The 14,110-nt window shown below is 47.0% G+C and carries 16 protein-coding genes and 1 pseudogene; all 17 read left to right on the plus strand.

All coding sequences use genetic code 11. The features are described from left to right. On the plus strand, positions 1-354 hold a 354-nt coding region (gene fliN / locus JCM15764_RS14235), incomplete at its 5' end, for a flagellar motor switch protein FliN (RefSeq protein ID WP_279384468.1). Further along, a complete protein-coding gene (locus JCM15764_RS14240) occupies positions 351-830 on the plus strand; it encodes a FliO/MopB family protein (RefSeq protein ID WP_054696864.1) in 480 nt (159 codons plus the stop codon). The genes fliN and JCM15764_RS14240, both read left to right, overlap by 4 nt. Beyond that, positions 827-1,581 (plus strand): annotated as a pseudogene (gene fliP / locus JCM15764_RS14245) (flagellar type III secretion system pore protein FliP). The gene JCM15764_RS14240 and the pseudogene fliP overlap by 4 nt, the downstream one beginning before the upstream one ends. A 79-nt stretch (positions 1,582-1,660) precedes the next feature. Beyond that, entirely contained in the window at positions 1,661-1,930 is a 270-nt protein-coding gene (gene fliQ / locus JCM15764_RS14250; RefSeq protein WP_012645607.1) for a flagellar biosynthesis protein FliQ, read from the plus strand. 1 nt (position 1,931) lies between these two features. Further along, positions 1,932-2,714: a flagellar biosynthetic protein FliR gene (fliR, locus tag JCM15764_RS14255; RefSeq protein WP_054696867.1), complete on the plus strand. Its 783-nt coding sequence runs from the start codon at positions 1,932-1,934 to the stop codon at positions 2,712-2,714. A 4-nt stretch (positions 2,715-2,718) separates the two neighbouring features. Next, complete coding sequence (flhB, locus tag JCM15764_RS14260) at positions 2,719-3,783, plus strand: flagellar biosynthesis protein FlhB (RefSeq protein ID WP_054696870.1); 1,065 nt, start codon at positions 2,719-2,721, stop codon at positions 3,781-3,783. Positions 3,784-4,120: 337 nt separating this feature from the next. Continuing rightward, complete coding sequence (locus tag JCM15764_RS14265) at positions 4,121-4,612, plus strand: hypothetical protein (RefSeq protein ID WP_054696877.1); 492 nt, start codon at positions 4,121-4,123, stop codon at positions 4,610-4,612. 64 nt (positions 4,613-4,676) lie between these two features. Then, positions 4,677-5,972 carry an HNH endonuclease gene (locus JCM15764_RS14270; protein ID WP_054696879.1) on the plus strand — a complete coding sequence of 432 codons (1,296 nt, stop codon included), beginning with the start codon at positions 4,677-4,679 and terminating at the stop codon, positions 5,970-5,972. Positions 5,973-6,128: 156 nt separating this feature from the next. Then, on the plus strand, positions 6,129-7,157 hold the full coding sequence (gene mauJ, locus JCM15764_RS14275) for a methylamine utilization protein MauJ (protein WP_054696881.1): 1,029 nt from the start codon (positions 6,129-6,131) through the stop codon (positions 7,155-7,157). A gap of 123 nt (positions 7,158-7,280) precedes the next feature. Next, the gene (locus JCM15764_RS14280) at positions 7,281-8,285 is read left to right on the plus strand and encodes a phospholipase D-like domain-containing protein (protein ID WP_054696882.1); all 1,005 of its coding nucleotides are present in this window, start codon (positions 7,281-7,283) and stop codon (positions 8,283-8,285) included. Between the two features lie 186 nt (positions 8,286-8,471). Next, positions 8,472-8,669: a hypothetical protein gene (locus JCM15764_RS14285; RefSeq protein WP_054696884.1), complete on the plus strand. Its 198-nt coding sequence runs from the start codon at positions 8,472-8,474 to the stop codon at positions 8,667-8,669. A gap of 432 nt (positions 8,670-9,101) precedes the next feature. Beyond that, positions 9,102-9,704 carry a hypothetical protein gene (locus JCM15764_RS14295; RefSeq protein ID WP_054696892.1) on the plus strand — a complete coding sequence of 201 codons (603 nt, stop codon included), beginning with the start codon at positions 9,102-9,104 and terminating at the stop codon, positions 9,702-9,704. A 105-nt stretch (positions 9,705-9,809) separates the two neighbouring features. Continuing rightward, complete coding sequence (locus JCM15764_RS14300; RefSeq protein ID WP_054696895.1) at positions 9,810-10,553, plus strand: hypothetical protein; 744 nt, start codon at positions 9,810-9,812, stop codon at positions 10,551-10,553. A gap of 53 nt (positions 10,554-10,606) precedes the next feature. Further along, positions 10,607-11,185, plus strand: a complete 579-nt coding sequence (locus JCM15764_RS14305; RefSeq protein ID WP_054696898.1) for a hypothetical protein — start codon at positions 10,607-10,609, stop codon at positions 11,183-11,185. 97 nt (positions 11,186-11,282) lie between these two features. Then, positions 11,283-11,639 carry a hypothetical protein gene (locus tag JCM15764_RS14310; RefSeq protein ID WP_054696902.1) on the plus strand — a complete coding sequence of 119 codons (357 nt, stop codon included), beginning with the start codon at positions 11,283-11,285 and terminating at the stop codon, positions 11,637-11,639. Between the two features lie 761 nt (positions 11,640-12,400). After that, positions 12,401-13,732 carry an ATP-binding protein gene (locus JCM15764_RS14320; RefSeq protein WP_054696907.1) on the plus strand — a complete coding sequence of 444 codons (1,332 nt, stop codon included), beginning with the start codon at positions 12,401-12,403 and terminating at the stop codon, positions 13,730-13,732. Positions 13,733-13,840: 108 nt separating this feature from the next. After that, on the plus strand, positions 13,841-14,056 hold the full coding sequence (locus JCM15764_RS14325) for a VF530 family protein (protein ID WP_054696910.1): 216 nt from the start codon (positions 13,841-13,843) through the stop codon (positions 14,054-14,056). Positions 14,057-14,110: the final 54 nt, after the last annotated feature.

Consider the following 14,110-nt stretch of genomic DNA (forward strand, 5'->3'; position numbering starts at 1 on the left):
GGGGCAACAAGGCGGTGCAGATCAGTCGGATTTTTCAGGGAGGGACGCGTGGTGACTGAAACAGGCGAATTGGAAGAGCAGAAGAATGCTGAAATGAAGAATCTGGATTTCATTCTTGATATTCCATTGCAGCTGACCGTGGAACTTGGGCGGACCAAGTTGCTGGTCAAGGACATATTGCAGCTGAACCAGGGGGCGGTGGTCGAGTTGTCGAAACTGGCGGGAGAACCGCTGGACGTTTTCGTCAACTCAAAGCTGGTTGCCCGCGGTGAAGCGGTGGTCATCAACGACAAGTTCGGCATCAGGCTGGTGGATATCGTCAGCCCCAACGAGCGGGTGGAAAAGGCGCTATGAGAGCCCTGGTGTTGTCAGCCCTTTTTTTGTTTCCGGCCAGTGCAGTTGCCGCTGACAGCGGCAGCGGCGAATTCAGCCTGGTGGCGGGCTTTTTCCAGATGCTGGGATCGTTGGCCCTGGTGCTGGGCCTCATTTTTCTCTTTTATCACCTGTCCAGCAAGTGGCTGAAGATCGCTCCGGCCGGAAAAGGGGTCGCACGCTATATCCGCGTGGTTGAGAGCCGCTTTCTGGCGCCGAAAAAATCCCTGATGCTGGTGGAGGTGGGGGGCGAGTATCTGCTGCTCAGCAACTGCGGTGACCGACTGCAACTGGTCAAACAGATCGACATGGTGGAAGAGATAGAGGTGGTGGAGGAGCGCCGGGATGTGGCCCAATTCTCCGCCCAGATGCGCGAGCGGTTGGCCGCCATCAAGGAAGGAGTCCCCGGCCTGATGCGCCTGGCTGCCCTGCCGAAAAAACGGAGTGAAGCACTGTGAGTGGCGGCAAAATTCTTAAACCCTTATTGGTGATCGCCTTTCTTCTCACTGCGGCTTCGGCCTTTGCCGAGCCGGTCGCTCTGCCCACGGTGAGTGTCGGCATGGGCAAGGTGTCGAAACCCGGCGACGTGGCTGTCGTTCTGCAGATCTTCTTCCTCATGACAGTGCTGTCCCTGGCTCCCGGACTTTTGATGATGACCACCTCCTTTACCCGCATCGTCGTCGTCCTCTCCTTTCTGCGCAATGCCCTGGGTACCCAGCAGGCTCCCTCTAATCAGATCATCATCGGTCTGTCGCTGTTTCTGACCTTCTTCATCATGGCGCCCGTGTGGCAACAGATCAACGTTCAGGCTCTCCAGCCCTACCGTGCCCAGACCATCACCCAGGACGAGGCCCTGAAGCGGGCGGTGGCGCCGGTGAGGAAGTTCATGCTCTCCCAGGTGAGGGAGAAGGACCTGGCGCTGTTCATCAACCTGTCCAAACTGCCCCGGCCGAAAAATGCCGATGACATTCCGACCATGACCATCATTCCTGCTTACATGATCAGCGAGTTGAAAACCGCCTTTCAGATCGGCTTCCTGGTTTACATACCGTTCCTGGTGCTGGACATGGTCGTCGCCTCGGTGCTCATGTCCATGGGGATGATGATGCTGCCTCCGGTGATGATCTCCCTGCCGTTCAAGATCCTGCTCTTCGTCCTGGTTGACGGCTGGGGCTGATTATCGGATCACTGGTGAAAAGCTTTGGGTGAAAACGGTGATTGGTGATTGGTGACGGGTGACTTCGAACCTCGAACCTCGAACTTCGAACATAGAATTTAAGGAGTATTTATGACTTCCGACCTGGTTGTCCAGTTGGCGCGCCGCAGTTTCGAGACGACGCTCCTTTTATCCGCTCCGCTTCTTACCTTCAGCCTGGTGGTGGGGCTTCTGATCAGCATCTTTCAGGCAATCACCTCCATCAACGAGGCGACCCTCGCCTTTGCACCGAAGATTGCTGCGGTAATGGTCGCTCTCATCATCTTTTTCCCCTGGATGATGAGTTACATGAGCGACTTTACCCGTGAGATATACAACATGATCCCCAACATGAGGCACTGACGTGTTCGCCATCCCCTTTGCCACCATCAGCGACTTCACCCTCTTTAGCCTGGTGGTGGGGAGGATGGCCGGTCTCTTTTCGGCAATTCCGCTCTTTGGTGGCAAGTCGGTGCCGATGCGGATCAAAATGGCCGTCATCATGTCAATGGCGCTTCTGCTCTTTCCCATCATCAAAATGCAGGTGCCGCCGCTGCCCGGAGACTCCATTTCCATCGGCCTGCTGGTGATTCGTGAAACCCTGATCGGTCTGACCCTGGGAATCATTTCCCAGGCGATCTTCGCCGCCGTAGAAATGTGCGGGCAGATAGTCGGCATGCAGATGGGCATATCCATTGCCGCTCTCTTCGACCCCAACACCCAGTCCAATGTGCCGACCATGTCCCTCTTCCAGGGGATACTGGCCATGCTCCTCTTTGTAGCCCTGGGGGTGCATCACATTTTTATACGGGCCATAGTCGAGAGTTACCAGGTAATCCCGGTGGGGGCCTGGCACATGAGCGGCGAACTGATGCAATTCTTCATTACCAGCATCGGCGCTGTCTTCATCCTGGGGGTCAAACTGGCGGCGCCGGTCATGGTCGCCCTGTTGGCGACCAGTGTCGCCCTGGGGATCATGGCCAGGGCATTTCCCCAGATGAACATCTTCATGGTCAGCATGCCCCTCAATATCGGCATCGGTTTTCTCGCCTTGGGCCTCTCCCTGCTCGCCTTTCTCCGCACCCTGGAGAACTCCTTCGGCGGCATCGACAGGCAGATAAAAACTCTCTTCAAGCTCCTGGCCTAGCACCATGTCCGAAGAAGACAAACATTCCAAAACAGAACAGCCAACCAGTAAAAAGGTCTCGGAAGCCAAGGAGAAAGGTAACATACCCCGTAGCCGGGACCTTACCTCGACCCTCTCCCTGACCAGCGGTATCATTGCCCTCTATGTGACCGGCGGCTTCATGGCCTCCAAGCTGAAAAGCAGCAGCGCCGAAATTTTTGCCAGCCTCAGTACCAAGGAATTCACCGAGGCAGGCATCTATATGCTGATGCTCAAGCTTTTCCTGACCATGACCCTGGTGCTGGCGCCTTTCCTGCTGATCGTCATCGTTGCCAGCCTTGCGGCTGAAGTCAGCCAGGGGGGCATCTCCACCTCCTTCGAAAAAATCGGCTTCGATCTGGACAAGCTGAATCCGGTCCACGGCATCAAAAGGCTCTTCAACAAGGATGCCGTGGTGGAGATGCTGAAATCCTTCCTCAAGATCATCATTGTCGGTTACATGGCCTACAAGGTCATGCGGGACGAGGTGGACAGCGTCATTTACCTGGTGGACATGGATATACCGGCCATTGCCGAATTTGTCAGCCACATCTCCTTCAAACTGGTCATCCATACCTGCGGCGTTCTGTTCATCCTGGCGGTGCTGGACCTGGCCTTCGTCAAGTGGCGCTTCATCGAGAACCTGAAGATGACCAAGCAGGAGGTTAAGGATGAGAACAAGGATGCGGAAGGTGACCCCCATATCAAGGGGAAGATCAAGCAGAAGCAGTACGATCAGGCAAGAAGAAGAATGCGGCTCATCATTCCCACTGCCGACGTGGTTGTGACCAACCCGACCCACTTTGCCGTGGCCCTGAAATACGACCGGCAGAAGATGGCCGCGCCGGTGGTGCTGGCCAAGGGGGCCGATTTTCTTGCCCAGAAAATCAAGGAAATCGCCCGGGAGAGCAATATCACCCTGGTGGAGAACCGCCCCCTGGCAAGGGAGCTTTTTGCCCAGGTGAAAGAGGGAGAGGAGATCCCCGAGGCTCTCTATGCGGCGGTGGCGGAGATTCTCGCCTATGTTTACAAGCTGAAGGGGAAGGTGTGAAGATGTGATATGTCAGGAGGGAATGTACTTTTTCAAGCCGCGATAAGCGGCTTTTTTTGTTTCAGGCAGCGAAACTCACCTTTTCTTGCGGATTTTCGATTGAACTTGCTGGTTTTCAGGAGTAAAAAGGGGTAGCGTTCATTAATTGAAGAAGGTGAATCGGAAGGCCAATAGGGTGAAAGTTTATAGATGTATAAACCCTCGAAAATGGCACGCGGAGCAAAGTTTATAATAGTAGAAACCTGCTGGGTTTGTAGATGTAGAAACTTTTTGTGGATTTGTTTATAGATGTATAAACTTTTTAACTGCTCAATAAGTAGTTGAGCAGGGAAAATAAATGAAAACAACAAAAAATTTCTCCAATTTTGGACTGGTGTTAATAGCATATTTGCTTGGCTGCCTTACGTTTTATGTTTTTGTATGTTTTACAGGAGTTGTTAAAGCGTTTTTGTGGGACAAAGGCTTTGAATCTGCGATTGTTCGGACACTGATTAAGCATCTGCCTAAGGGAGATGCCAGGTCACAAGCATACATTGCTTATTCAGACTTTGAATACATCGTAGTCAATTTTTTGGTGGTATTTTTGTTCGTATATTTTCTATCAAAACTATTTGAAAACAGGCTCTTAATTTACTCCGTTATCTTAACGATTGGAGCTGTAACAGCAGACTTTTATTACTTTAAAAAATTCCCTTTTGATCTCTCACTTCTTCTCGGAACATCAGATAAGACTTTTCAATCTGCCATATGGTTTATCTGCACCATATTGTCTATAAAAATTTCGTCATACTTAAAAGCAAAGAGAGCTCAACCAGCGCTCAGACCATGACCGGGCAAAAAACGCCCGGCAGGTCAAGCGCGGCCTCGTTGAGCAAAATATAAGGGAGGACAAGATGTTGCCCGATAAAAACATTCTTACAAGACTGATAGAATCGAAGAAACCAACCGATTACAAACATAATCTAACTGAGTCCGTCTTGTCTTTTTGTAATGTACTCAGCGAATCTATTCTCTCCATTAGTCCAGATGTCCAAGAGCATTTTGCAAAAGCGACAATAAAATACAAAATTGGAAAGAATAATTTTGCCTCCATAGAACCTCAAGTTAAGAAAGTGGTCGTAAGTCCTTTGCATATTCAGTATAGCGAAGAGCGAGACCCGAAAAAATTATGCAGAAACATATCCGAAAGAATATATAGCCAAAGTAAGCCGTCAGAAAAGGATGAGGTCCGAATGGACTTTCAGGCACCCAGTGATTTCGAAGATCCTCAATACGCTATGAAATTTATAAAAATCGCTTACGATAATTTAAGAAAAAAGCTCAAAATACCCAATCAGCATATCGGAATAATCATGAAACTGTCATTCGGGGAAAAGAGTGACCTTTATCCTGAAACTTATTTACAACATCTGCTTAATCTTGAGAAAACTGATGAGTCTTGGAACTTGCCAAGAAATCCAAAGGCATTGACCAATGGTGGGAAAAAAATCCTCATATATGACCCAGAACGCAAGGGAATAACTGCAGAATTTGTTGTTGAAAAAATAATAAAAACTGATCGTGAAAAAGATTTTCCATGGAGTTGTTACATTCAGCCTTACAGCCTGAAGATATTTGATCCCCACATTGGCGTTGATTTGATCGAAGGCATTGAAGGACTCGAAAATCTAGCAAGTGCAAGGCAGGCATACAGAAATGTTTCAGAGATTCAATACGCTCAATTGCAGAGCGTTCGAACACCGGATCAAGCATTAGATGAAGTTCTTGAGGATATTTCTGAGATTGAACAAGATAAAAATATCAATTCAACAGAAAAAGAAGCACTGATTAAAGCAAGATTAGGTCAAGGTAAATTTAGAGAATATTTAGTTTCATATTGGAAAGAGTGTGCAATTACCAAATGTAACGAACTGACATTGCTGAGAGCTTCGCATATTAAACCATGGCGCTGTTGTGACAACATTGAGAGACTTGACAAGTTTAACGGTTTACTTCTGACGCCAAACCTAGATGCCGCATTCGACAAGGGGTATGTTACCTTCAAAGATGATGGGCATATAGTAATAAGTTCTGCCTTGAATAATACAAATATAAAAGCGTTAGGAATTGATGACACAATAATGATTCCCTTCCATGCGAACCACAAAAAATATATTGAATTTCATCGAGAAAACATTTTTAAACGCTAGACATAGCAGGGGGAATAGAGGGTCAACTTCCCTTTTTCCACTTGTTCAAACAAATGATCGTGAAACAACAAATGTTCAACCAAGCGCAGCAGCGGTGAACCCGCTGTGCTCTCAGCCGTTGGTCGACAAAAATAGGACAAAAAACAGAGGAATAACATGAACTGTATCGCAGATTTTGAGGTGTTATCTGATCTTTGCGTTGAAAATGATACTAAGAAATTGAAAATTGTTCACCCAGCAGGGCGCTATGAGTTACACATCAAAAATGGTCCTAAACAAGCAACTCCTCAATCACCATTCCTTTCAGTACAGGTAATTTTTGAATCACCAGATTTGAATACAGCAAAGGAATTATCCAAAGAATTTCTCACCGATGGATTGAATGCTCTGGCGTTTGTGACAAACTCTCGATTCGAATACAGTCGTATCCTAAAAATAGTTGACTGGACTCCAGGCGAATCAAAAAGAGGAGCATTGCTCTTTACTGAATTCGATCCGGCAAACGAACCAGTATCCATGCTCAATGACTCATTTATTGAATCAACACAGAAACTTCTTGAAATAGAAATGTCACCCCAGATCAAACGTGCCCTTCACTGGTTTAGGCTGGGACTAGCAGGGGAGTCAGTGGAAGATACTTTTCAGTTTTTCTGGTTTGCGTTTGAAATACTAGCCGAAGCACAAAAGAAGCCCTTGAAGATTCATGACCGATGCCCAAAATGTCGAACTGACCTGTATTGTGAGTCATGCAAAGAATATCCTACTCATAAACCATATCCGAAACAGGCCATTTGCCAATTGGTCAATGATCTTGTAGCTAATAACGCTGATGAGCTGTTTGGTTTTCTAGACATGGCTCGTAATGCTTTGATGCATGGTGATTGGCTTGAAGATATAGAAGCTGATATACCATTTTCGAGCGATTATCTTGTTGATATTTTAGGTAAGCTGACTTGCAACGCTATATTGAGAATATTACCGAACGAGTCACTCACTGCTGATCTAGTAATAGGTGAGCCAGACAGTTATGTGAGAAGAAAGATGTCGGCTGTCGCTCATATAAATACCGTTGTCCCGTTGGATTCTGATGGTAAATTGCACATCGAGAATTTTCCAAAATTCGACGTCAGTATCAAACCAGTAGGGAGATCACCGGTTGCAGAAACTGATGAAGATTTCAGTTAGGCTAGTGGATCAAGTCATGCATTATAACAGCCACTCCCAACACCGGCGTGGACTCTGTCGCGGCAAACCCCGCCGCGCAGGTCACGCCGCGCCCCGTTATGCGCAAAGGAGTGAAAAAGCCAAATGGCAGAAGTATCCATCATTTCAAATACCACCGGAAATCATCTTGATAAGCTGAAAGCACTTTATAAGTCTGCGACAGACCGGGTTGTAATCGTATCACCATTCCTTGCTGCCAATATTTCTGGCCTGCTGCAGGAATTTGATTTTAGTGGCGTCAACACCCTTGAACTAGTTACTACCTTCAAACCAGCAGATGCTGAACAACTTACAAAACCAAGGGTGCTAAAAGAGTTTATAGATTTCTTTAAAAGCAAATACTCCAAAGTGAAGGTAAAGGTGCATGTGGACAATCATCTTCACGGCAAGCTGTATCTTTCGCTATCCGGCCTCAACAAATCACTAATCTTAAGTTCCGCAAATTTTACAAGAAGTGGCCTTTCTGACAATCACGAATGGGGCTTAAGTTTAGACGACAATGCAATCATCGACACTTTAGTTGAGGAAATATTTGATTCGATAGAATATTTCGATGTAACGTATAATCAAATAGCAAGAGCCTGCTTGTTTGCTGAACAATATGCAAAGGATTTTCCAGATTGGACGCGAAAACCTAATATTAACAGCGATATATTGGAGTCTGTCTATTCGGTAGATGACACAAAAAATACAGAACCCAAATATTTTCTTAAACCTATAGGGCATTCAGACTCGCCTATTCTTCTGGAGGAGATGCGCGACTTTTCCGATTTGCACCAAAATCTTCATTTCTCAAAACGGAAGCCGCAAGGTGTCAGAAAAGGTGATTATGTCATCACCACTGCCGTTGGACCGGGTTCACTCCTGTCATATTTTAAAGTTACTGGTGGCCTTCAACACGTCACAGATGAAGAAATCAAGCGGGATGGCTGGAAAGAACGCTGGCCTTGGTACATGGAAGGTCGGAACCAATCTCCAGAGTTTGGTGGTCAATGGTGGGTCCACAACATTAGAAGGCAGGATGCCCTAAACGAGTTTTGCAAAAACATCAAAAGACTCCCGTCACTTACGCTGGCGGTTATGGTTTAGGCACCATCAACAGAGGTAATGACAAAGTCCGTATCACAAAGGAATTTGGGGACTTTTTAATCTCAAAGATTGAGGGTGCGATTAAAGAAAGTCCAGCATAACCAGCGCCAAGACCGGCCCAAAAGCAGGCCGGTCAGGCTTTTGGCGTTGGTCCAACAGATTGATGCAATTCAAAGGATGATCTAAATGCGGAGAAATGTCGTCGTAGTTCTAATATTGATGGCTGTTCTGGTGGCCTTTCTGACATTGAGAATCACCTTAAAATATTTCAGCTTCAAAGACGCGACCGCAACCAAAGATGGAGTTGAAGTAAAGGTGCGGATGATCGGAAAAGACAACACTGCTGGAAAAACAACAATAATTGCTCGCCATATTCGCTCATAGTTGGGCTAAGACCGGAAGACGTTAGACCATTCAAAGCCATACTAAAAGAAGTGATAATCACTGATAAAAAGGAACAGCAATTATATAAGAATAATAACGAGACAGTTGAAGAAGGAACAATGTTTAGCGATGGAACTATCAATGCGGTATTCACCATCAATCCTGTTAACCTTGAGTATCTTGACCATAAAACCTGCATCAAATACAGAATCATTACTGACGTGACAACAGATAAAGCTGTTTGCCTCGACATTGAGAAGAGTTATTCCGAACGGCGAAGCTTCACCTTCTTGGAAATAATGAGTGGAGCTTGAACAGGGCTCCTTGTTTGAAGCTTCGAAGGACCAACAAGCGGCGGCACACGGTCTTCGCTACGCTCCGCCGGTGCGCCTTGAGACGTTGGCAAATGATTAACCCAAGGGAGGATGGTATATGCAGCGGTATTGGAGAATGTTTATAGCCTTGTGGCCTTTTTATGCGATTCTGCTGCTGATCTCGGGTTTCATATGGGCCTTGAAATCCCCTCCTCCTTTGCCTTCTTCTGCTCCACAACATCAAACCACTAAACAGGTTGAGTCCGTCAAAACACACAATGAAACGCCTCAAGAAATTTTGAAGCAGTGCAAAATGGCCGTCAAGTTGGGTGACTTAGGTAGATATAATAATGAATTAAGGAAGTTACCTGCTGGAAGTCCGGAGTACAAGGAAGCACGAGAATTTTATGCTGATTTCAAGAGCGACCAGGCGAAGCGCGAGAAACAGGCGGAATTAGCTAGAGTTGCCTCACTAAAACCTAAAAGAATCCAGTTTGCGAAACAATATGAGCAGTTGATGCTCGAAAAAGGTCTCGATGTCTATGCCAGTGCTGTTGGCAATAACAATACAACATTCCGAATCAAGTTCATTCTCACCAGCAGACCCCTTGTCTACAAGCTCATCAATGATGCTTCTTTCACCGGGCAACTGAAAGATATTGGCTTCAAAAAGTTCATTATGACAGATGGTTATAATGATACCTGGAATACAGATCTATAAGGGAAATGGTGTCCCAACCCTTATAAGGCCCTTGGACACCGACCGGGCTGAGAAGCACCCCGGTGCGGGTCAAGGGCGCAAGCCGTTAGACGAAGGAGAGAGATCATGGATTGTACATTGTCGCAGCAGTGGAGAAATATATCGCTTAAGGAAAAAATTGAGCTGTTTTTAATTGTTTCCGGCCTCTTCTTGACGTTGGTTGGAGTCTTTATCGCTGGCATAGCCTTAAAAGAATACAAAATGACCAATAAAGTGGCCCGACTCGCACAATTACAAAGTATTGATCGTGACTTGATCATCATGAATATGGATAAACCGTTTTTGGACAGCATATGGGCAATAATCCCTGATACAATAAGTGGTAAAAAACGCGCAGATATGCAACTTTCCGCATTATGGACTGCCGGAAAAGATAAAACCTCGTTATCAGTTCCTCACTGGTCAACAGTTGAAGATCTAGAAAAGGAGTTATATCGTGCCGGAACATTTACCAATGCTAACATGGAACGACTACGGCAGGCATATCTCTATCTTGAGTCAGTTCTATACCTCGTAGCTGACACTTACGATGCACAGAAGCAGAATTTGATAAGTGAAGATGAAGCGAAAATTAACTATGCATACTTGACTGACTTAGGTGATCATCCCTTGTTTCTGCATGCAATTTGGTTTGGACATAAAGGTGGCTACATTCGAGCTGAATTTGCCGATATGTTGAAAGCTAATTTAATAAGTGACCCTGACAAAAAAGCGACCATATCAGAAATATATCCCGATTTATTAAAGGATGAATGGGTTGCAACAATTGGCAAAAAGAAAGAGGGTCCAACCAGGACGGTGGAGCGGTGAACCCCGCTCACCGCCCACGATGTTGAACGACAGATAAAGGGAAAGGGGAATTTATGGAAACAGGCATTGTCTGTCTTGACGAAATATATAGCTACATAAGTAAAAACCCTGAGGTCCCACATCGAACTAATGACAGAGAAATTTACCGGCCTTTCAAGTCCATAATCGAACAGGCAGTAAAAAGTGTGCCTAAGAAAACGGGCTGGTACTATTGGGTCGACGTTAGCGAGCGTGTCAGGCCTGTGTACATAGGAAAGTCAGATAACAGCACAACGTGGAACCTTTACACAAGAATCGAGGAAGAACTATCAGAAGAATATGTTGCGCTCTGGGCAACCGTCCACGACGAGCAGAAGATGCTTGAAATGTTTAGTAAAAAGTACAACAACAAATACGATAACAACCATAAACGCGCCGTAAAGAAAAAAGGTGTTACTCATGTTCTTTGGGCGGCCGTTCCACATCCACTTGATAAAATCGAAATCAAATTCGTGGAGAACAAGCTTATAGAATTTTTTGAACCCATCGCTAACATTCAGAGGCGATCTGCACCTTTCTGCAATACTGACCTTCATGAAAAGGTGAAGAACCAGTTCACATGCTTGATTCAGAAACTTTTGAAGAGTAGGTAAGCCGGACGTTCAACCAGCGGCGGCACGCGGTCTTCGCTTCGCTCCGCCGGTGCGCCTTGAGACGTTGAAATACCAAATTATAACAAAGGGGAAGTCTATGGCTAATATGCTTGATTGGAATACACTTGATCACAAAGTGAAAGCTTATCTCGATCACGAAAATGGAATCGACATCCCTCAGAAAGCCTTTCCAATATTGATGGTTGCTTCCATACTCGGTGTTTCCGATGAAGAAGCGGAGGACGCTATCACTGATGGAGGAATGGACAGAGGATGTGATGCTGTTTTCGTCGATGATCGTGAAGGTAGAAATTCAATACACGTGTTTCAGTTCAAATACGTAACCACATTTGAGAACACAAAGAATAATTTCCCTGGGGGAGAGATAGACAAGCTCGTTTCGTTTTTTGACGACGTTTTGGGGAAAATCACCGGGGTCATGTTTGACATTTAAACATTTTGCAAGACAATTCCTGCATGACGTATTCATATTCCAGGATGTTTTTATCACGTCATAATTCGAGGCAATGCGGGCGATCCTCTGTTCTTAGGGGAAGGCAATTGGGACATAGTTTATTTGTTTACTAAGTCTCCCTGAGACATTGAGTTAGTCAACAAATAAACAGCGTCCCTGAAGACCCCACTGAAGACCCCAACAGCGTCCCTGAAGACCCCTGAAGACCCTGAAGACCCTGTGAAGACCTCCCCTGAAGACCCTGAAGACCCTGAAGACCCTGTGAAGACCTCCCCTGAAGACCTCCCCTGAAGACCTCCCCTGAAGACCTCCCCCAGAACTTTCTCTTCGGCAGCTGCCCGGAGATGGCAGCGGGGTTTGTAGAGAGCTGCCTGGAGTATGGCGGCAAAAGCAAGGGGTAACTGTTGCATCTATACGGGGCTCCCATAGTATCGCGATTGAATTGATTAATGATCTTGATATTTGCCTTGTATTTCTAAATCAAAACATACAAAATAACCTTGTATTTTCAAATGATAGTTTTGCAGGGTGCGGATGCATAGGTTAATTGATAAAGAGCTCAAGCGATGGAAAGACGGGACTCGTCGCAGGAAAATCACCGGGGTCATGTTTGACATTTAAATATTTTGGGAGATTATCGCGATTGAATTGATTAATTATCTTGATATTTGCCTTGTATTTCTAACTCAAAACATACAAAATAACCTTGTATTTTCAAATGATGGTTTTGCAGGGTGCGGATGCATAGGTTAATTGATAAAGAGCTCAAGCGATGGAAAGACGGGACTCGTCGCAAGCCTTTGATTCTGCGGGGTGCGCGACAGGTCGGTAAAACCTGGTCGCTTAAGGATTTCGGGAAAAAATGCTTTGAGTCTCTGGCTCTGGTTGACCTGGAGCGCAATCCGCAATTGCGCGGGCTGTTCGATGCCGATCTGAGCGCGTCACGCATCTGTGCCGATCTTGAGGTGCTGCTCAGGCAGAAAATTACGCCGGGACAAACCCTGCTTTTTTTCGATGAAATCCAGGCATGCCCACGCGCCATAACTGCCTTGCGCTACTTTTACGAAGAGATGCCAGAACTGCATGTCGTTGCGGCGGGATCGCTGCTGGAATTTGCCCTCAAAGAGGCGTCGTTCCCGGTCGGCAGGATTCAGTTTCTAAATCTCTACCCCCTTTGTTTCGCCGAGTATCTGGAGGCCATAGGCAATGCTCCGGCAGCGGCGGCCGTTTTGAGTGATCCGGCCGGGATTACTCCGGCTGTCCACGAGCTGCTTCGTGAAGAGCTGAAGCGTTACTTCTTCATCGGCGGCATGCCGGCTGCGGTCAAGGCTTATGCGGAACGGGGCTCACTGAAGGAGGCCTTTGAGGTACAAGGGGAAATCGCCGAATCATTCCGGCTGGATTTCGCCAAGTACACCCCGCAGGTTGACCGTTACTGTCTTGACGCGGTATTTACCGCTCTGGCCCAGGCTGTCGGGCAGCAGATCAAATATGCGCGTCTGGCAACGGGGTATGCGCAACCGACAATGAAAAAAGCGTTTGATGCACTTTGTCTGGCTCAAGTGGCGCGCAGGGTGCCGTCGGTCGATCCCTCCGGTCTGCCGCTGGGTGCAAGCGCCTCGGCAAAACTGTTCAAGGCGCTCATGCTGGATCTTGGATTGATGCGTTACCTGTCCGGAATGCCGGATGATATAGAATATGCCAGAGGAGACCTGCTTGCCATGTATCGCGGCGCTATGGCAGAGCAATTCGTCGGGCAGGAGATGCTGGTTTCGCAAAACGGCAGTCTCTATTACTGGGATCGGCCAGCGAAAAGCAGTTCCGCCGAAATTGATTATCTCGCAGTTTTGGACGGCAGGATCCATCCGGTCGAGGTGAAAAGCGGCGCTGCCGGCAGTCTGAGGAGCCTGCACCTGTTTCTGGCTACCTACCCGGAGTGTGGCAATGCACTGGTATTTTCCGACCGCCCCTATGCCAATCTTCCGGAGCAAAGGATCACCTTCCTGCCGCTTTACAGCGCCTTTGCCACCACCGGAGGGAAGGTCGTCAGTGATGGCGCCAATGGGCATTGAAAAACCGGGAAGTGTCCCCAATTTCCCCCCCCAATTTCCCCCCGTAAACTGAAAGGCGCTGTTGAACTAGATGTAAAACTGAATTTGAAGGAAATATACGTTAACCATATGACTGAAAAATCGAATGATCCCCTCCATGGCACCACCCTTAAAATGATTCTGACCGAGCTGGTAGCTGCATATGGCTGGGAAGGGATCGGCAAACGCATCGATATCCGTTGTTTTACCCATGACCCTAGCTTGGAATCCAGTCTGAAATTTTTGAGGCGAACGCCGTGGGCCAGGGAAAAGGTCGAAAAGATGTACCTGAGAGGAAAGAGGTAACTAAGCAATAATGGTGAAAATTATCGGGGCACCCAAACTTGTGGTATGGGCGGA

The organism is Geotalea toluenoxydans JCM 15764 (genome assembly GCF_001311985.1).
In the GTDB taxonomy this organism is placed as follows: domain Bacteria; phylum Desulfobacterota; class Desulfuromonadia; order Geobacterales; family Geobacteraceae; genus Geotalea; species Geotalea toluenoxydans.